This window comes from Micromonospora sp. NPDC000663, from assembly GCF_042898105.1.
Classification (GTDB): domain Bacteria; phylum Actinomycetota; class Actinomycetes; order Mycobacteriales; family Micromonosporaceae; genus Micromonospora.
In genome coordinates this window covers 57068-75420 of sequence record NZ_JBIAYR010000004.1, presented here as the reverse complement: position 1 = coordinate 75420, position 18353 = coordinate 57068, and the positions used below count along the sequence as shown (strand labels likewise).

The window sequence follows — 18353 nt, the reverse complement described above, 5'->3', positions numbered from 1 at the left end:
ACGTGACGACCGGTAACTGTTACGAGTAGTAGCATGCAATCGCCGCGCAAGGATGTCAATGGATCGGACCCGCCGGACGCGTCCGGCGCCGGCACACCGAGAGCGAAGGGCAACGGTCGCCGGGACCGCTGGGCCGACCATCGCGAGCAGCGCAGACAGGCACTCGTCGGTGCCGCCGTACAGGCCCTGCTGCGGCACGGGCCAGAGGTCGACATGGACCAGGTGGCCGCCATCGCCGGCGTCAGCAAACCGGTGCTCTACCGCTACTTCACTGACAAGACGCAGCTCTGGATCGCGGTGGGCGAGGTGGTGGCGGCACGGGTCGTCGACGCCATCGCGCCGGCGATCGACCAGGTCCGCGAGGAACGCGCCCTGGTCGAGGCGACGATCGACGCGTACCTCAGCGTGATCGAGTCACAGCCCGCGCTGTACCGGTTCCTCATGAGCCAGTCCGGGCAACCCGGCATCCACCAGGTCGTCGCCGGGACCAGCCGGCAGGTGGCAGCCGGGCTGGCCCGGGTGATCGGCGACCGGCTGCGCGCGCTGGGCCTGGACGCCGGCCCGGCCGAGCCCTGGGCGTACGGCCTGGTGGGGTTCGTGCAGGCGGTCGGCGACTGGTGGACCACCCACGGGCAGCCGATCAGCCGCGGCGCCCTCACCGACTACCTCACCACCCTGCTCTGGAGCGGGATCGAGGGCGTCCGGGCAAGCGCCGACCTGCCGCCCGAGTTGACCCGCGCCCACGAGCGGATCGTGCCGTGAGCTACCACGGCCCGGCGAGCATCGCGGGCTCCCCGGTACGGGCGCACCTCAGCGGACGGTGGGAACCCGTCGACGGCCGCTTCCACTGGGGTGGGCGCATCGAGCCCGACCCGAGCGTGGCACAACTGCTGCGCTCCGGTCGCCGCGACGTCGAGCTGCGCATCGCCGACCGGGCCCGACCCGCCCGACTGGCCGAGGTCGACCCGTGGGGCGGCGTACGGATCACCGGCGTCGGTGAACCGCCCTGGCCGTCACCGACCGGACCGGATGTCGCAGCCGAGCATATGGAGGACTGATGGAGACAGACGTTGCCATCGTCGGGGCCGGTTTCGGCGGCCTGGGCGCGGCCATCGCCCTGCAACGGGCCGGCTTCACCGACTATCTCGTCTTCGACAGGGGCGACGACGTCGGTGGCACGTGGCGGGACAACACCTACCCCGGCTGTGCCTGTGACGTCCCGTCGCACCTCTACTCCTTCTCCTTCGCCCCCAATCCCCGCTGGTCCACCACCTTCTCCAGCCAGCCGGAGATCAGGGACTACCTGCGCGGCTGCGTCGACCGTTTCGGGATCGGCCCGAAGCTGCGGCTGCGCCACGAGGTGCACGAGGCACGCTGGGACGACAAGCGCCAGCGCTGGCTGCTGCGGACCTCCGGCGGCGATCACACGGCCCGGGCGCTGATCTGCGCGACCGGCCCCCTGAGCGAGCCCGCCACGCCCGACCTGCCAGGCATCGACGAATTCGCCGGCACGGTCTTCCACTCCGCCCGCTGGCGGCACGACCACGACCTGACCGGTCGCCGTGTCGCGGTCATCGGCACCGGCGCGTCGGCTGTCCAGTTCGTGCCGCGGATCCAGCCGGCCGTCGAGAGGCTGACGCTGTTCCAGCGCTCCCCCGCCTGGATCATGCCGAGACGCTCGCGCCGCATCAGCCGGGTCGAGCAGGCCGCGTTCCGCACCGTGCCCGGCGCGCAGCGGGCCGCCCGGGCCGGGCTCTACCTGCTCCGCGAGACCATGGGCCTGGGCTTCCTGCACCCGACGGTCAACCGCCTCGCCTCGCGGCTGTCCCTGCGGACGCTGCGGCGCCAGGTCACCGACCCGACCCTGCGGGACAAGCTCACCCCCCGGTACGCGATGGGCTGCAAACGGGTCCTGATCTCGAACGACTACTGGCCGTCGCTCACCCGGCCGAACGTCGACGTCGTCACCGAGGGCATCGCCCGGGTCGTGCCGGACGGCCTGGTCACCTCCGACGGCGTGCACCACCCGGCGGACACGATCATCCTCGGCACCGGCTTCCACGTCACCGACTCCCCCGTCGTACGGCGCATCCACGGCCGCGGCGGGTGCAGCCTGGGTACGGCCTGGACGCCAAGCATGCACGCGTACCGGGGCACGACCATCGCCGGCTTCCCCAACCTGTTCTTCCTGCTCGGCCCGAACACCGGGCTCGGGCACACCTCGGTGGTGCTGATGATCGAGGCGCAGTTGCGCCTGGTGCTCGCGGCACTGCGCCACCTGCGGGCCACCGGCGCGCAGGCCATCGAGCCGACCACGGACGCGCAACGACGCTGGACCGAACAGATCGACAGGAAGATGGCCGGCACCGTCTGGCAGACCGGCTGTTCGAGCTGGTACCTGGATGCCACAGGCCGCAACACCACCATCTGGCCGGGCTTCGCCACCAGCTTCCGGATGCGCCTGCGCCGGTTCCGCCCCGCCGACCACCGGCTCATCACTGCCGACCACAGCCCCAACGAACCGGAACGGGAGCACGCCGATGCGGTATGACCTGGCGGACCGGACCATCTTCATCACCGGCGCGGCACGCGGCATCGGTGCCGAACTGGCCCGCGCGGCCGTCGCCAGAGGTGCCCGGGTCGCCCTGGCGGGACTGGAGGGCGAACGGCTCAGGCAGCTCGGCGACGAGCTCGGCGCGCACTGGTACGAGTGCGACGTCACCGACCAGGCGGCGTTGGACGCCGCGGTGGCCTCCACGGTGGACCGTTTCGGCGGCATCGACGTGGTCGTCGCGAACGCGGGCATCGCGAACCTGGGCACCGTGGCCGTCGGACCGGTCGACGCGTTGGTGCGTACCGTCGAGGTCAACCTCTGCGGCGCGATCCGCACGGTCAGCGCGGCCCTGCCGCACGTCACCGCTGCCCGGGGTCACGTCCTGATCGTCTCCTCCGCCGCCGCCTTCACGGCGATGCCCGGCATGGCCGCCTACTGCGCGTCCAAGGCGGGCGTGGAGCAGTTCGCAAACGTGCTGCGCCTGGAGGCCCGCGCCGCAGGCGTCACCGTCGGCACCGCGCATCCGATCTGGATCGACACCGACCTGGTCCGCGACATCCGTGCCGACCTGGCGTCGTTCAACGCCACGCTGCGCCGGTTGCCGTGGCCGCTGTCCACTGTGGTTCCCGTCGAGCAGTGCGTCGACGCCCTGCTGAGCGGCATCGAACGCCGCAGACGCAAGGTGTACGTGCCACGGTCGTTGGCCCTGGTGCAGGCGCTGCGGCCGGTGGTGCTCAGCAGCCTCTCGGACGCGCTGATCACCAGGTTCGGCGGCCGCACGATGGTCGGTCAGATGGAGGACGAGGTACGCCAGCTCGGCCGGTCCTTCGGCAGGTCGTCGGTGGAGGTGCGCAGATGAGCATCCACTTCCGTCGCGCGGGCAGCGGTGAACCGCTCGTGCTCATCCACGGCATCGGTCACCGCCACCAGGCGTGGGAGCCGGTGTTCGACAGACTCACCGCCCACCACGACGTGATCGCGCTCGACCTGCCCGGCTTCGGGAACTCGCCGGCGCCCGGCACCGGGATGCCCGCCGACATGGCCGCCACCGTCGCCGCGATGCTGCCCGTCCTGAGCGAGTGGGGGCTGGAGCGCCCGCATGTGGCCGGTTACAGCCTCGGTGGGGCGATCGGTCTGGAACTCGCCGCTACCGGCGCGGTCGCATCGGCCACCGCCTTCTCCCCCGCCGGTTTCTTCACACCTGCCGAGCGGCGCCGGGCGCTTGCCATCCTCAGGATGCTGCGGGCCAACTCGCGCCTGCCCACCCCGATCATGCGGGTCGCGCTGCGGTCGGCGTACCTGCGGGCGTTGTGCTTCGCGCCGCTGATGGCCCGCCCGACACTGTTGGACGTCGACCGCGCGGTGGGCGACGCGCTGGCCCTGCGGCGAGCGGTGGGCTTCAACGCCGTGGCCCGAGCCGCCCGCGACTACCGCTTCGACTGCCTCCGGCTGGCCGAGGCGCCCGTGCCGGTGACGATCGGCTGGGGCGACCGCGACCGCATCTTCGGGGTTCACCAGGCCGAGCGCGCCCGGGCCGGGTTGCCGGCGGCCCGGGTGGTGACGCTGGCCGGCTGCGGGCACGTGCCGATGAGCGACGACCCGGACCTGGTCGCCGCGCTCATCCTGGAGACCACCGGGGCCGTGCCCCGCGGTCAGGTACATCACTTCACAGACTAAAAACTTGCAGGCTATGCAAGTTTGCTCCTAGCCTCGGTCGCGTGACCGACACCGACCACGCTGCCATCGGGCGTCGAGACCGCAAGAAGGCACAGACCCGGGCCGCGCTGACCGCCGCCGCGTTGCGACTGGTGGCCGAACGCGGTCTGGAGCACGTGACCGTGGAGGAGATCAGCGAGGCCGCAGACGTCTCCTCGCGTACCTTCTTCAACTACTTCACCTGCAAGGACGAGGCACTCACCGACGATCCGGCACTCGACGGCACCCCGGTCGTGGCACGTCTGGCGGCAGTCCCCGCGCACGTACCGGCGTTGCGTGCCGTCCGGCTGGCCCTCGACGAGGCGATCGACACGATCCAGGCCGACCGGGAGTTGTGGCGGCTGCGGCTCGCGGTCATCACCCAGAACCCCACGTTGCTGCCTCGACTGGTGTCCAGCAACATCGCGACCGAGCGGGCCATGGTCTCGGTCGTCGCCACCCGCCTCGGCGTGGGGCCCGACCACGGCCTCCCGCCGCTGATCACCGCCGTCACCAGCGCCGCCTTCCACACCGCGATGCTGCGCTGGGCCGCCGGCGACGACACTCGCCCGCTTCGCGACTTCGTCGACGAGGCGTTCGCCGCGCTGGCCGCCGGCCTGCCGGACCCGCCGCCCGCCTCCTGACCCACCGGATCCCGCCCCGCCGCAGATCGGCTACGGGGACAGTCACTCCGCCACAAACCCGACAAGGGAGCATCAATGACCACAACCGTCCCGCCCGCCGACACCGCCGCCGTCGGCACGCGCATGTCGCGTCGGGAGGTTCTCCAGGCCCTGTCCGGCCTGATGGTCGGCCTGTTCGTGTCCATCCTCGCCTCCACCGTGGTGGCGAACGCGCTGCCGCGGATCATCGCCGACCTGAACGGCAGCCAGACCGTCTACACCTGGATCGTCACCAGCGAACTACTCGCCATGACCGCGACGGTGCCGCTGTGGGGCAAGATGGCCGACCTGTACAGCAAGAAGCTGCTGATCCAGCTCTCGCTGGGCCTGTTCGTGGTGGGCTCACTCATCGCCGGCCTCACGCCGAACGTCGAGGTGCTGCTGCTCAGCCGTATCGTCCAGGGAATCGGCGCTGGCGGCATGACGGCGCTGGCCACGATCGTGATGGCGGCGATGATCCCGCCGCGTGAGCTGGGCCGCTACGCCGGCATCTTCGGCGCGGTCTTCGGGGTCGGCACCATCGCCGGCCCGCTGATCGGTGGCCTGCTCGTCGACACGTCGTGGCTGGGCTGGCGGTGGTGCTTCCTGATCGGCGTCCCCTTCAGCATCATCTCCATCGCCCTGCTCCAGCGCACCCTGCACCTGCCGGTCGTCCGCCGCAAGGCGAAGATCGACTGGCTGGGCGCCCTGCTCATCACCTCGGGCGTCTCCACGCTGCTGATCTGGTCGTCCCTGGCCGGGAACAAGTTCGACTGGGCCTCCGGCTGGACGGCCCTGATGGTCGTCGGCGGTCTGGTCCTGCTGGCGCTGGCCCTCGTGGTCGAGTCGCGGGCGGTCGAGCCGATCGTCCCGCTCGACATCTTCCGCAACCGCACGGTCTCGCTCGCGACGATCGCCAGCGTGCTGGTGGGTGTGGCGATGTTCGGCGGCACTGTCTTCCTGTCCCAGTACTTCCAGATCTCGCTTGGCAAGTCGCCCACCGTCGCGGGCCTCATGAGCCTCCCGATGATCTTCGGTCTGCTGGTCTCGTCGACGGTGGCCGGTCAGCTCATCACGAAGTACGGACGGTGGAAGGCCTACCTGGTGGCCGGCGCCGCCGTGATGACCGTCGGCATGCTGCTGCTGGGCACCATCGACGCCGACACCAGCGTCCTCGTCCTGTCGGTCTACATGGCCGTGCTGGGCGTCGGCGTCGGCATGCTCATGCAGAACCTCGTGCTCGCCGCGCAGAACGACGTGCCGGCGCAGGAGCTCGGGGCCGCCACCTCCGTGCTGACGTTCTTCCGCAGCATGGGCGGCGCGATCGGGGTCAGTGCGCTGGGCGCGGTCCTGGCCAGCCGGGTGACCTCGCTGACGACCGAGCGGCTCGGCCCGGCGGCGACTGCCGGCGGCGGCTCCACGGAGGTGCCCGACCTGTCCACCCTGCCCGAACCGGTGGTCCGGATCGTGCAGGACGTCTACGGCACCGCCACCGCCGACCTCTTCCTGGTCGGCGCGCCGTTCGCGCTGCTCGCACTGATCGTCGTGCTGTTCATCAAGGAGAAGCCGCTGCACACCGTCAGCGGGGACGAACGACGCGCCCAGGAGGAGGCGGCCGCGAAGGCCGCGATCCACTGAGCCGAACGACCACAGTCGGGGGCGGGCCGGTCGGCCCGCCCCCGTTTCTGTGCCGGCACGCCAGCGGGCCGGTCGGGCGGGCTGCGAGGGCATTCGTTGCCGCCTTTGCTCTGCTTCAAGCCGCCAACGGTTTCGGGCCGTAAGTGTTGCCACGGTTGCAGCAGAGCAAAGGCTACGAGCGGATTCCGACCCCTCGGTTTGCGAGCCGGCGTCCCCGTGCCCGTGTTTCGCATTATGACGAGGTGCGAACCGGCCGCCACGTAACGTGAGAATGCAGCCGGCCAACGGCTGACGCAGGCGGGCACCGGGCCGCCACCAAGGGCGGCACCGCTCTGTCAGCTACCGGCACGGGCAACCCTGCCCCGCCGCCGGCCCGCTCAGCCGCAGGAGGTGCGGACGATGCCCATGCTGTCGGTATTCGACCCTCGGCACACCGTCGCTCCCCCGGGATACAGCCGCTGGCTCATCCCGACCGCGGCGCTGGCGGTGCACGTGTGCATCGGGCAGGTCTACGCGACGAGCGTCTACAAGAACTCCCTCATCGCGCATTTCGACACCAGCCAGACGGCGATCGGTGCCATCTTCAGCATCGCCATTGTCATGCTGGGTTCGTCCGCGGCGGTGGGTGGACGGTGGGTGGAACGCAACGGGCCGCGCCGGGCGATGTTCGTCTCCGCGTGCTTCTGGGCCGTCGGCTTCCTCGTCGGTGCGCTCGGCATCGCCACCCAGCAGTTGTGGCTGCTCTATCTCGGGTACGGCGTCATCGGCGGCATCGGGCTCGGCATCGGCTACATCTCGCCGGTCTCGACCCTGATCAAGTGGTTCCCGGACCGGCCGGGCCTCGCCACCGGCCTCGCCATCATGGGGTTCGGCGGCGGCGCCCTGGTCGCCGGCCCGCTCGCACGCCAACTGCTCTCGCTCTACGACTCGGACTACAACCCGGCCAACCCGGCGGCCGTCGCGTCGGGCCATGCGCTCGTGGCGCTCTTCGTCACGTTCGGCATCGGCTACTTCGTGATCATGATGTTCGGCCCGTTCAACGTCCGGGTTCCGGCGCCGGACTGGCGGCCCGCCGGGTTCGACCCCGCGACCGTCGCCAGTCGGCCTCTGGTGACGAGGGCGAGCGTGTCCGCGACGAACGCCGTGCGTACCCGGTCGTTCTGGCTGTTGTGGATCGTGCTGTTCTGCAACGTCACAGCCGGCATCGGCATCCTGGAACAGGCCAGTCCGATGATCCAGGACTTCTTCCGGGACAACGGGTCCACCGCCGTCTCGGTGTCGGCGGCTGCCGGTTTCGTGGGAGTGCTGTCGCTGTTCAACATGGCGGGACGGTTCGTCTGGTCGACGACGTCGGACCTCATCGGCCGCAAGCCCATCTACATGGTGTACCTCGGCGTCGGCATGATTTTGTACGTGCTGCTCGCCGTCGCCGGACACGCCGCGACGGCTGTCTTCGTGCTGATCGCCGCCGCGATCATCTCCTTCTACGGCGGCGGCTTCGCCACCATGCCCGCGTACCTGCGGGACCTGTTCGGCACCTTCCAGGTCGGCGCCATCCACGGCCGGATCCTGACCGCCTGGTCGGCAGCGGGTGTCGCCGGCCCACTGATCGTCAACGGGATCCTCGACACCCAGGGCAAGCCGGGCACCCTCACCGCCTCGGCGTACCGGCCCGCGCTGTTCACCATGGTCGGCATCCTGGCCATCGGCTTCATCGCCAACCTGCTCGTGCGTCCGGTGCCCGACCGGTTCCACGAGCCGGACCGGGGATCGACGTCGCCCGTGGCCAAGGCCACCGTCACCGAGCCGGTCGCCCTCGACCCGCAGAGCAACCCCCCGGTACCGCAGCACGTCGGCAGTCAGACCGGGCGGCTCTGGATATCGTGGCTGCTCGTCGCGGCACTGCTCGGCTACGGCATCGTCCAGACCGCCATCACCGCAGCGAAGCTGTTCACGGGCTGAGCGGGTGGCGTCGCCGCCGACGTGGTCCGGAGGCGGCGACCCGTCCTGCGGGTGGCGCGTCGCGGCCGCTCAGGATCGGGGCGCCGCCGTGTTCTTCTCCTCGAGTCGCTCCCGCTGGGGTACGACCGTGTACTTGGGGTCACGCGCCGAGACGCGGCCGGCCTCGAAGACGCCGAACCGGGTGGCCACCGACGAGGCCACGAGGGCCGCGCCGGAGATCGCCGCCAAAAGCCGGCTTCGGCGACTGACAAGCGCGGCGGCGGTGCCCACGGCGAGCAGTACCCGCCCCGCGGTGATCAGCCGGCCGCTGCGGCCGCGCGCGTACGGCTCTCCGGTCAGACCGAGCCGTTCCAGCTGGCGTCCGCCGGCCATCTCGACCGTCGCGGCGGCGAGGGCGAGTCGCCGCAGCGGAGCGGCCTGCCTGGCCGGCGCCGCGATCAGGCCGACCCCGGACGCGGCGGCGAGCGCGCTTCCGGCGAAGACGAACGGCAGCGACGGGTAGGCGTCGTGCCAGGACGGCACGGCCGTGTCGGCGAGCAGCACCCCGGTGTACGTGGCCAGCGCCGGCGCGACGGCGGCGGCGGCCAGGCCGGCGGCGGCGCCGACCGGGGGCGCCAGCCGGCGGGCGAGGCCGAAAACGCCGTGCTGTGGGAGCAGCGGCGCGAGTTCGGCGACAGCCGCAACCCCGGCCAGCGGCCCGAACGCGGCGAGGATCCAGGTCCCGACGGACATGGGCGAGGTCAGCTTCGCGACCCGGAGCATGTGGTGGAACCGGTCCGGCCGCCCGAGGTCGTGAATCAGCAGGTACGTGCTGGCGGTGACACCGCCGAGGGCCGTCCAACGGCCCACTGTGCACAGTTCGGGACGGCCGGTCACCTGGGCGCCGGCGCCGATCAGCGCGCCGCCTGCCGCGAGGCCGCCGGTGAACAGGTACCCCGCGATGTCGTACTTCCAGACCGGCGGTTTGAGCACCGGCCTGCCGTAGTACGAGCTGAAGTCGGCGGGCGGGACGGCGAGCTGTTCGCCGCCTGCGCGTCCCCGCCGCCGGTGCCCGTCGGGCGATGTCGTGTCGGTCATGGCCGCCTGCCCAGGAACGCGACAAGAGTGACGGCGGCCATCGTCACCGCGGCGAGGCCTGCGCGTTTCCACATGGCCGGCAGGTCGCGGGTGGTCACGATCGGGTCCGGTGGCAAGCCGTACACCTCGGGCGCGTCCAACAACAGGAAGAACGCCCCGTCGCCACCCACACCATCATTGGGGTCGTGCCCGTACAACCGGGCCTCGGGCACCCCCCGCTCATGCAGCGTCGCCACCCTGGCCGCAGCCCTCTCCCGCAACTCCTCGAGCGGCCCGTACTGGATCGACTCCGTCGGACACGCCTGCGCACACGCAGGCGTCATCCCCGCACCCAACCGGTCGTAGCACAACGTGCACTTCCACGCCCGACCGTCACCCTTACGCTGATCGATCACCCCGTACGGACACGCCGAAATGCAGTACCCACACCCATTACAGATGTCCTCCTGCACCACCACCGTGCCGAACTCCGTCCGAAACAACGACCCCGTCGGACACACATCCAGACACGCCGCATGCGTGCAGTGCTTGCACACATCCGACATCATCAACCACCGGAAATCCGTCCGACCCCCCACACCCGAACCCCGCCCCGGCGGCTGCGCCCCCGGCATCCCCAGAAACTGCGGGCCGGCCGACATGCGGGCCGCCGCGGCCGGCGAGCCGGGCGAAAGACCCGGGACCGTTCCGGTGTCGCTGCCGGTGCGCGCGCCGACCGCCGCCGTGGCCGCGCTGACCGGCGGCCCGTCCGGTTGCCCCTCGAACGGTGGGATCTCCTGGCCCGTCGTGCGGGGTTGCTCGACGAACGCGACGTGCCGCCACGAGTTCGCCGTCAACGCACCCGTGTTGTCGTACGACATGCCCAGCAGGTCCAGGCCGCTCTCCGGGACGAGATTCCACTCCTTGCACGCCACCTCACACGCCTTGCACCCGATACACACGCTGGTGTCGGTGAAGAACCCCATCCGGGGCGGCGCGTCCACGTAGCCGGCATCGGGCGCCGGGTCCAGCGGCCCGTACAGGGCGTTGGGGTGGGGCATCGGTCAGCCCTCCTGGTCGCTGCTGCTGTCGGCGACGTCGGTCGTGACCAACGGTGGATAGCGGTGGCTCAGGTCTCCCGACCGCCGCCGGTAGTCGTACACGAGGTCCCGCAGATCCGGTCCCCTCGGGCGCCGGCCGGGCCGGATGTCGCAGGTGCCGACCTTGCTCTCCTGGATCAGCACGTTCGGGTCCAGGGTGATGCCGAACAGGTCGTTCGCCGAGTCGCCGGTCACCAGGCCCTCGTAGCCGAAGTGGTACGGCAGCCAGACCTGGTGGATGACCCGGCCGTCGACCCGCAGTGGGGTGACGCGGTCGGTCACCAGGACCCGCGCCTCGATGGCCGCACGGGTGGTGATCAGGTGCGCCCAGCCGAGGTGGTCGAGTCCGCGTTCGGCGGCCAGCTCCGGTGACACCTCGACGAACATCTCCGGCTGCAACTCCGCCAGCGGCGACACCGTACGGCTCATCCCACCCGCCGTGTGGTGCTCGGTGAGTCGGCTGACAGTGAACACGAGCGGGAAGACGTCACTGTGGTCCTCCGGCGGGCTCGGGTTCAGCGTGTTGATGGGGTGTGTGTAGACCTTCCGGGTCGGGTTGGCCTGCTGGCGGTACAGCGGGTTGCGCACCGGCGACTCCACCGGCTCGTAGTGCGTCGGCAGCGGCCCGTCCAGGACACCGCTCGGCGCGAACAACCAGCCCTTGCCGTCGCCCTGAAGGATGAACGGGTCGTCGCCCGCGATGCCCGCCACGCCAACCGTGTTCGGCGGCGGCCGGTACGACGGCGGCTTGGCCTTCTCGAAGTCCGGCACGTCGTAGCCCGTCCACTCGCCCTTGTCGGGGTCCCACCAGACGTACTTCTTGCGCTCGCTCCACGGGTTGCCGTCCGGGTCGGCGGAGGCACGGTTGTAGAGGATGCGGCGGTTCGACGGCCACGCCCAGCCCCACTCCAGCGCCACCAGGGACTGCTCGGCGCCGGGTTTGCGCCGGGCCGCCTGGTTGACGCCGTCGGCGTACACGCCCGTGTAGATCCAGCAGCCGCCGGCAGTGGAGCCGTCGTCCTTCATCTCGGTGTAACTCGACAGCGGGCGGCCGCTGGCCACGTCGTACCCGTTGATCTCGTACAGCACCGACTCGGCGCTCGGCTCCGCGGTGGGGCCGTGCGTCGGATAGTTCCAGTTCAGGTCGAGCAGTGCCCGGTCCCGGGGACGGGTCGACTGCGCCAGCCGTTCCCGGATGATGCGGCCGAGGTGGTAGAAGAACCACAGCTCGGAGCGGGCGTCGCCCGGCGGCTCGACGGCCTTCTCCCGCCACTGAAGCAGCCGCTGCGTCTGGGTGAAGCTTCCCTCCTTCTCCACGTGCGAGGCGGCGGGCAGGAAGAACACCTCCGTCCGGCACGCCTCGGGCACGATCTCGCCGGTCTCGATCTCCGGCGCGTTCTGCCAGAACGTCGCACTCTCGATCATGAACAGGTCCCGGACGACCAGCCAGTCCAGGTTCGCCATACCGAGCCGCTGTGCGCGACCGTGCGCGGAGCCGACCGCCGGGTTCTGCCCCAACAGGAAGTACCCCTTGATCTTCCCGTCGATCATGTTGAGCACCTGCTGGTAGGTGCCGTGGTCGCCGGTCATCCGCGGCATGTAGCCGTAGCAGAAGTCGTTCTCGGAAGTGGCCGCGTCACCCCAGTACGCCTTGAGCAGGTTGACCCCGTAGGCGCGGGCGTTGCCCCAGAAGCCCTTCTGCCCCGGGTGCCGGATGCTGTCCACCCACTCGTCCAGAGTGGGGTGGTCGGCGTGGTGTGGCATCGGCAGGTAGCCGGGCAGCAGGTTGAACAGGGTCGGGACGTCGGTGGAGCCCTGGATGCTGGCGTGTCCCCGTAGCGCCATCACACCGCCACCCGGACGACCCATGTTGCCCAGCAGCAATTGGATGATCGCTCCGGTCCGGATGTACTGCACACCCACGCTGTGCTGCGTCCACCCCACCGAGTAGACGAGCATGCTCGTCCGTTCCCGGCCCGAGTTCGCCGTCCAGGCCTGCGCAAGTTCGAGGAACTTCTCCTGAGGGATCCCGCAGACCCGCTCCACCATCTCCGGCGTGTAGCGGGCGTAGTGCCGCTTGAGGATCTGGTAGACGCAGCGCGGATCCTGCAATGTCTCGTCGCGCTGGGTCTGCCCGTTCACAGGCGCGCCGTGCGACTCGTGTTCCAACCCGGCTGCCGTTTCCCGCTGGGTCTCGGTGTCGCCGCTGGAGGGGTTCTCGTCGGTTCCCTCGTACTGCCAGCTGCTCTGGTCGTAGCTGGCGTTGTCCTCGTCAAAGCCGGAGAAGAGGCCATGCAGGTCCTCGGCGTCGCGATACTCCTCGGTCACGATCGTCGCGGCGTTCGTGTAGGCGACGACGTACTCCCGGAAGTCCAGCTCGTTCTCCAGGATGTAGCGCACGACCCCGCCGAGCAGGGCGATGTCGGTGCCCGCCCGGATCGGCAGGTATGCGTCCGCCACCGCACTGGTCCGGGTGAACCGCGGGTCGACGTGGAAGACCTTCGCGCCGCGACGCTTGGCCTCCATCACCCACTGGAAGCCCACCGGGTGCGCCTCGGCCATGTTCGAACCCTGAATGACGATCATGTCGGAGTTCGAGAGGTCCTGCTGGAACTGGGTGGCCCCGCCGCGACCGAAGCTGGTCCCCAGACCGGGGACGGTGGCGGAGTGTCAAATACGGGCCTGGTTCTCGATCTGGAGAGCGCCCATCGCGGTGAACAACTTCTTGATGAGGTAGTTCTCCTCGTTGTCCAGCGTCGCCCCACCCAGACTGGAGATGCCGAGCGTCCGGTTGAGTGGTCGACCCTCGTCGTCGACGTCCTCCCAGGTCTCGTCCCGGGCCGCCAGCACCCGGTCGGCGATCATGTTCATCGCCGTGTCGAGGTCAAGGTCCTCCCACTCGGTGGCGTACGGCCGGCGGTAGCGGACAGTCGTCTGCCGCAACGGACTGGTCACCAGGCTCTTGCTCGCCGCCCCCTTGGGACAGAGCCGGCCCCGCGAGATCGGGCTGTCCGGATCACCCTCGATCTGGGTGATCTGCCCGTCCTTGACGAACACCCGCTGGCCACAACCCACGGCGCAGTACGGGCAGACCGAGCGCGCCATCGAGTCGGCGGTGTCGGTGCGGGCGGTCAGCGACAGCGAGCCGGCGGACTTGGCCGCAGCGCCCCGGCCGAGCGGGTCGGTGCCGGTGAGCTGCCGGTAGAGGGGCCAGCTCTGGACCCAGCGGCGCACCCCCATCGCAGCACCTTCCCGACTAATACCGTCAAACGTGAACAGTCCGACACTAGACGAGGCGTGGGTGGGGTCGCAGCCGGATACCAGAGCCGTACCTCCTGCTGCCGTTTCCGAGCAGACCAGGTACGACCTGGTGTAGGCGGTCGGTGGTGTTCTGCTTGTCGCCGGGATTCCACCTGTTCAGAGGTCGTGCACCAGCCGGAAGCGCTCGGTCACCACGAGGGTGTCGTCGTCGACGGTGAAGTCGGGGTCGCCCAGCGGGGCCGGCGCGACCAGGCGTCAGGTCTCCTAGGGCCGCCACCACGGTTCGAGCAGGGCCGGGTCGGCGACGTAGTCCCTGACCTGCGTACGCTCCGCCTCGGTAAGCGTGAGCGCGCGCAGCCGGGCTCCCCATTCGGGCACCCGGTCCGTCTTGCCCAGCGCGACAGACAGTTCGATGAGCCCGGCGAGCGCCATCGCCTGCTCGACCACCGGAGGGTCAGCGGCCCGCCGGCGCATGCCCGAGTCCAGCGCCCGGTAGGCCGCCCGGTCGTCGGTCTTGAACTCGCGCAGGATCCGCGCGTTGTCGAGCACCCGGGCCAGCCCGTCGAGTTCCTTCGACCCGCCGTACTCCAGATCCTGCGGCTCGTCGCGGCGGATGAAGACGATGGTGTTGCCGGACGGGTCGACGATGCTGAACCGCGACGCGCCGGCACGGTAGCGGGTGATCCGGGGTAGTCCCTTGACCAGCACCTTTCCGTAGGCGCTGCGCATTGCGTCGGTGAACGCCGCGTGGTACGGCGCGACCGAGTCCACCAGGACGAGGCAGCCGCCGCTCTGCTCCCTCGCCGGGTCGAGGTCCTTCGACGCGGGGCCGTAGTGCAGGTCGAACCCACTCCACCGCAACGCCAGGTACACGTACGGTCTCGTCTGCTCGTAGGTCACCTCGAACCCGAGCGCACGCCAGAACGCCTGGGTCTCCTGCGGTGCCGGGCAGGGCAGCAGCGGCACTGTCGTCTCGTTCGGGTGGACACGGTCCTCATTGGTCGTCATCGTCACTCCCGGTCCGGCTCGGCAGGCCGGCCATTGTGCCAGCACCCGTGACCCGGCCTCGACAGATTTCGTCGCCTCCTACCCGGGGAGGAGGCCGCCTCCCACCGTAGGTCGCGGACGGGGCTCCGGGTCGGACGCGACCGACGGGTACGACAACGAGCATCTACAGACATGACTACCGTTCTGCACAGGGCGACACACTGGAACCGCCCACTCATGGTCCTTGTCGGCGCGATGGCGGTGCTCGCCGTCGTCGCCACGGCTGGCGTTCTCGTCGATCCACGCGTCCTCACCGGGGTGCCGATCTGGCTCAAGCCGCTCAAGTTCGCGGTGTCCTTCGTCCTGTACGGCGGCACGCTCGCCTGGATGCTCTCGCTCCTCCCGCGACGCAGCCGGATCGCCGAGGGCGCGGTCACGGTCATCGTCGCGGTGGCGGTGGTCGAGATGGCGGTGATCGTCGGTCAGGTGGTACGCGGGCAGGCCAGCCACTTCAACGACAGCACTCCCCTGAACACCGCGCTGTTCGCGACGATGGGCGCGGCGATCATGGTGTTGTTCCTCGCGCACCTCGTCCTCGGGATCGTCGTGTTGATCAGGCGGATCCCCGATCGGGTCGCCGCGACCGCCGTCCGGTGGGGACTCGGCCTGTCCCTGCTGGGGATGCTCGCGGCGGTGCCGATGACGCTGCCGACGCAGGACCCGGGGATCGAGGGGATCTCCGGGGCGCACAGCGTCGGCGTGCCCGACGGTGGGCCGGGACTGCCGGTCGTCGGCTGGAGCACCACCGGCGGCGACCTGCGGATCGGGCACTTCGTGGGCTTGCACGCCCTGCAGGCGCTGCCGATCCTGGCGATTCTGCTGAGCCGGTTCGCGGCGCGGCTGGACGAGCGCACCCGCGTCCGGCTGCTGGTGGTCGCGGGCGGCGCGTACGGCGTCCTCACCGTACTGTTGACCTGGCAGGCACTGCGCGGCCAGCCGCTGCTGCGCCCGGACGCCGGCACGCTCGCCGCGGTCGCGGCCCTGGTCGTGGCGTCGGCGACCGCGACCGGCCTGGTGCTGGCCCGCCGCCGCCGACCGGAACTGGAGCTGGTCGCATGACCGCCGCGCTGTTCTCCCTGACGTTCGCGGTGGCCGCGCCGTTCTGGGCGTTGATGATCCTGCTGCCCCGCTGGTCGTGGACCACCCGGATCATCGGCTCGCCACTGATAGTGCTTCCGGTCGTGGTGATCTACGCGCTGCTGGTGCTGCCGGCGTTCGGTGAGGTGCTGCCGGCGGTGGCGTCGCCGACCCTGGCCGGAGTGCGCGACCTGCTGGGCACCTCCGACGGGGCGGCGGCGGGTTGGGCGCACATGATCGCGTTCGACCTGTTCGTCGGGCGGTGGGCGTGGTTGGACAGCCGGGCACGGGGGGTGCCGGCGCTGGTCATGGCCCCGGTGCTGGTGCTGACCATCCTGCTCGGACCGCTCGGCCTCGCCGCGTACCTGGCGGTCCGGACCCGGTGGCGGCCACCGGCGGCCGCCACGGCCGTTCCGCAGCACCTAGGCTGACGTCCGTGGGGTGGCCGCGGCGCGTGTTCGACATGCGGGACACGCTCGTGCGGATGGTGCTACTCGACCTCACAGGCGTGGGCTACCTGCTCTTCGGTCCCCATTCCACACGCACACCGCCTGCGACACAGTGGATCCTCGCCGTGCTCGCGTTCGCCGTGGCGCTGCTGGCGCACCGCCGGCCGCTGGTCAACCTGGTGGCGCAGGCCGCCCTGCTGGCGGTCGCGGTCCAGCTGGTCGACGACTTCACGATCAACCAGGTCGGCGCCAGCTGGGCGCTGCTCGAGGTCACCATGCGGGCCCGCCGTCCCCGCGTCATCTGGTTGGCCACCGCGCTGCTGGTGGTGGTGGACCTGACCGATTCGATCGGCGACCCGGCCCGCCGGGTCGCCTCCGGCGTCGTCGGGCTGGCCCTGGAGGTCGGCGTGCCGGTGCTGCTCGGTCTGGTCATCCGCGCCAACCGGGAACTCGGCCGGCAGGCCGTCGAACGGGCAGCCGCCGAGCAGCGGCGGCACGAGTCGGAGAGCCGCGCGGCCCGCGCCGACGAACGCAGCGCCATCGCCCGCGAGCTGCACGACGTCGTCGCGCACCACGTGGCGTCGATGGTGCTGCGCGTCGGCGTGGCCCGGCACGTGCTCACCGACGTCGACCCCCGGGTGGGCGCGGTCTTCGACGACGTGCACGGCACTGGCACCGCGGCCCTGGCCGAGCTGCGCCGGCTGGTCGCGGTGCTGCGCGACCCCGACGGGGTACGCGGTGACGCGGCGCTGACCGCCATCGACCCGTCGGCGCTGCCGGCGGCCCTCGGCGCGACTGTCGACCGGGCCCGGCAGACAGGCGTCAGCGTCGAGGTCGACATCGACCCGGCGGTCGGCGCCCTCGACGCGGTGCGGGGCCTCGCGGTGCTGCGACTGACCCAGGAGGCGCTGACCAACGTGGCCAAGCACGCGGGCACCTCCGCGCTGGCGCGTCTCGTGGTCGCCGTCAGGGATGGGGCCGTGCACTGGGAGGTGTCCGACGACGGGCTGGCGGGTGAGCCGGCGGCGGTGCCGACCGGCGGTGGCCACGGCATCACCGGCATGCGTGAGCGCGTCGAGGTCCTCGGCGGGCGGTTGGAGGCGGGCCCGACACGGACGGGGTTCCGGGTGCGTACCGTCCTTCCGGCGCTGACCCCCGCCGCCGGGGCGTCGGCACCGCCGGCTCCCCGGGACCGCGCGGCCGGGTCGCCCACGCCGGAGCCGGCGTGATCCGCGTCCTGCTGGTCGACGACCAGCACCTCATCCGCGCGGGGCTGCGCATGCTCTGCGACGCCCAGCCCGACATCGAGGTGGTCGGCGAGGCGGACAACGGTCGCGACGCCGTCACCCTCGCCGCGCGGCTGCTCCCCGACGTCGTCGTCATGGACCTGCGGATGCCAGGTGTCGACGGGATCACCGCGACCAGCCGGATCCTCGCCGAACGTCCGGCCACCCGCGTCCTGGTGCTGACCACGTTCGGCGACGACGACCACCTCTACCCGGCGCTGACCGCCGGGGCGTGCGGGTTCCTGCTCAAGGACGCTCCCCCGGGCGACCTGCTCGACGGCATCCGCCGCGCCTCGGTCGGTGACAGTCCGTTCAGCGCCGACGTGCTGCGCCGCCTCGTCCAGCGTGCGGTCGACGCGCGCGCCGAGGCGCCGCGACCGGCGCCGGGCCTCACCGGCCGCGAGCGGGACGTGCTGGCGCTCGTCGCCGAGGGCCTGTCCAACACCGAGATCGCCGACCGGCTGCACATCGGTGTCACCACGGTCAAGACCCACATCACGAGCCTGATGACCAAGACCGGCAGCCCCAACCGGGTACGCCTGGCGCTGTTCGCGCGCGGCGTCTGA

General features: G+C 70.9%; 16 protein-coding genes and 1 pseudogene. 12 read left to right on the top strand and 5 right to left on the bottom strand.

The window, feature by feature from the left end:
- The first annotated feature begins 33 nt into the window (after positions 1-33).
- The 8 genes from ACFY1S_RS15875 (at position 34) to ACFY1S_RS15840 (ending at position 8511) form a co-directional block, all read left to right on the top strand.
- Positions 34-762, top strand: coding sequence for a TetR family transcriptional regulator (locus ACFY1S_RS15875; RefSeq protein WP_387117896.1), 729 nt, complete (start codon positions 34-36; stop codon positions 760-762).
- Positions 759-1058, top strand: a complete 300-nt coding sequence (locus ACFY1S_RS15870; protein ID WP_387117893.1) for a DUF4873 domain-containing protein — start codon at positions 759-761, stop codon at positions 1056-1058. The genes ACFY1S_RS15875 and ACFY1S_RS15870 overlap by 4 nt, the downstream gene beginning before the upstream one ends.
- The gene (locus tag ACFY1S_RS15865; protein ID WP_387117890.1) at positions 1058-2551 is read left to right on the top strand and encodes a flavin-containing monooxygenase; all 1494 of its coding nucleotides are present in this window, start codon (positions 1058-1060) and stop codon (positions 2549-2551) included. Before ACFY1S_RS15870 ends, ACFY1S_RS15865 begins: the two co-directional genes overlap by 1 nt.
- On the top strand, positions 2541-3413 hold the full coding sequence (locus ACFY1S_RS15860) for an SDR family oxidoreductase (protein WP_387117887.1): 873 nt from the start codon (positions 2541-2543) through the stop codon (positions 3411-3413). Before ACFY1S_RS15865 ends, ACFY1S_RS15860 begins: the two co-directional genes overlap by 11 nt.
- Positions 3410-4231 (top strand): alpha/beta fold hydrolase, encoded by an 822-nt coding sequence (locus tag ACFY1S_RS15855; protein WP_387117884.1) that lies wholly within the window; start codon positions 3410-3412, stop codon positions 4229-4231. Before ACFY1S_RS15860 ends, ACFY1S_RS15855 begins: the two co-directional genes overlap by 4 nt.
- A gap of 41 nt (positions 4232-4272) precedes the next feature.
- Positions 4273-4893: a TetR family transcriptional regulator gene (locus tag ACFY1S_RS15850; protein ID WP_364363791.1), complete on the top strand. Its 621-nt coding sequence runs from the start codon at positions 4273-4275 to the stop codon at positions 4891-4893.
- Between the two features lie 75 nt (positions 4894-4968).
- Entirely contained in the window at positions 4969-6549 is a 1581-nt protein-coding gene (locus ACFY1S_RS15845; protein ID WP_387117880.1) for an MDR family MFS transporter, read from the top strand.
- Between the two features lie 405 nt (positions 6550-6954).
- Positions 6955-8511: an OFA family MFS transporter gene (locus ACFY1S_RS15840; RefSeq protein WP_387119300.1), complete on the top strand. Its 1557-nt coding sequence runs from the start codon at positions 6955-6957 to the stop codon at positions 8509-8511.
- A 69-nt stretch (positions 8512-8580) separates the two neighbouring features.
- Here ACFY1S_RS15840 and nrfD read toward each other — a convergent pair whose 3' ends face one another.
- From nrfD to ACFY1S_RS15815, 5 genes and pseudogenes are all read right to left on the bottom strand, one after another.
- Complete coding sequence (gene nrfD / locus ACFY1S_RS15835) at positions 8581-9588, bottom strand: NrfD/PsrC family molybdoenzyme membrane anchor subunit (protein WP_387117877.1); 1008 nt, start codon at positions 9586-9588, stop codon at positions 8581-8583.
- Complete coding sequence (locus ACFY1S_RS15830; protein WP_387117874.1) at positions 9585-10628, bottom strand: 4Fe-4S dicluster domain-containing protein; 1044 nt, start codon at positions 10626-10628, stop codon at positions 9585-9587. Before ACFY1S_RS15830 ends, nrfD begins: the two co-directional genes overlap by 4 nt.
- A gap of 3 nt (positions 10629-10631) precedes the next feature.
- Positions 10632-13907, bottom strand: a complete 3276-nt coding sequence (fdh, locus tag ACFY1S_RS15825; RefSeq protein ID WP_387117871.1) for a formate dehydrogenase — start codon at positions 13905-13907, stop codon at positions 10632-10634.
- Positions 13908-14084: 177 nt separating this feature from the next.
- Positions 14085-14162, bottom strand: a pseudogene (locus tag ACFY1S_RS15820) (RNA-binding protein); the annotation flags it as partial.
- Positions 14163-14192: 30 nt separating this feature from the next.
- The gene (locus ACFY1S_RS15815; RefSeq protein ID WP_387117868.1) at positions 14193-14936 is read right to left on the bottom strand and encodes a glyoxalase; all 744 of its coding nucleotides are present in this window, start codon (positions 14934-14936) and stop codon (positions 14193-14195) included.
- Between the two features lie 171 nt (positions 14937-15107).
- Between ACFY1S_RS15815 and ACFY1S_RS15810 the strand changes: the two genes are divergently transcribed.
- From ACFY1S_RS15810 to ACFY1S_RS15795, 4 genes are read left to right on the top strand one after another with little or no spacing between them, the layout of a single operon-like run.
- Positions 15108-16034: a hypothetical protein gene (locus ACFY1S_RS15810; protein ID WP_387117865.1), complete on the top strand. Its 927-nt coding sequence runs from the start codon at positions 15108-15110 to the stop codon at positions 16032-16034.
- Positions 16031-16483, top strand: coding sequence for an ABA4-like family protein (locus ACFY1S_RS15805; RefSeq protein WP_387117862.1), 453 nt, complete (start codon positions 16031-16033; stop codon positions 16481-16483). The genes ACFY1S_RS15810 and ACFY1S_RS15805 overlap by 4 nt, the downstream gene beginning before the upstream one ends.
- Before the next feature lie 53 nt (positions 16484-16536).
- Positions 16537-17730 carry a sensor histidine kinase gene (locus tag ACFY1S_RS15800; RefSeq protein WP_387117859.1) on the top strand — a complete coding sequence of 398 codons (1194 nt, stop codon included), beginning with the start codon at positions 16537-16539 and terminating at the stop codon, positions 17728-17730.
- Positions 17727-18353: a response regulator gene (locus ACFY1S_RS15795; protein WP_387117857.1), complete on the top strand. Its 627-nt coding sequence runs from the start codon at positions 17727-17729 to the stop codon at positions 18351-18353. The genes ACFY1S_RS15800 and ACFY1S_RS15795 overlap by 4 nt, the downstream gene beginning before the upstream one ends.

Bases quoted from the DNA above. Each gene is read 5' to 3' on its own strand.
- ACFY1S_RS15875 (WP_387117896.1), top strand. From the start codon at position 34: ATGCAATCGCCGCGCAAGGATGTCAATGGATCGGACCCGCCGGACGCG.
- ACFY1S_RS15865 (WP_387117890.1), top strand. From the start codon at position 1,058: ATGGAGACAGACGTTGCCATCGTCGGGGCCGGTTTCGGCGGCCTGGGC.
- ACFY1S_RS15860 (WP_387117887.1), top strand. From the start codon at position 2,541: ATGCGGTATGACCTGGCGGACCGGACCATCTTCATCACCGGCGCGGCA.
- ACFY1S_RS15855 (WP_387117884.1), top strand. From the start codon at position 3,410: ATGAGCATCCACTTCCGTCGCGCGGGCAGCGGTGAACCGCTCGTGCTC.
- ACFY1S_RS15845 (WP_387117880.1), top strand. From the start codon at position 4,969: ATGACCACAACCGTCCCGCCCGCCGACACCGCCGCCGTCGGCACGCGC.
- ACFY1S_RS15840 (WP_387119300.1), top strand. From the start codon at position 6,955: ATGCTGTCGGTATTCGACCCTCGGCACACCGTCGCTCCCCCGGGATAC.
- nrfD (WP_387117877.1), bottom strand. From the start codon at position 9,588: ATGACCGACACGACATCGCCCGACGGGCACCGGCGGCGGGGACGCGCA.
- ACFY1S_RS15830 (WP_387117874.1), bottom strand. From the start codon at position 10,628: ATGCCCCACCCCAACGCCCTGTACGGGCCGCTGGACCCGGCGCCCGAT.
- ACFY1S_RS15815 (WP_387117868.1), bottom strand. From the start codon at position 14,936: ATGACGACCAATGAGGACCGTGTCCACCCGAACGAGACGACAGTGCCG.
- ACFY1S_RS15810 (WP_387117865.1), top strand. From the start codon at position 15,108: ATGACTACCGTTCTGCACAGGGCGACACACTGGAACCGCCCACTCATG.
- ACFY1S_RS15805 (WP_387117862.1), top strand. From the start codon at position 16,031: ATGACCGCCGCGCTGTTCTCCCTGACGTTCGCGGTGGCCGCGCCGTTC.
- ACFY1S_RS15800 (WP_387117859.1), top strand. From the start codon at position 16,537: ATGGTGCTACTCGACCTCACAGGCGTGGGCTACCTGCTCTTCGGTCCC.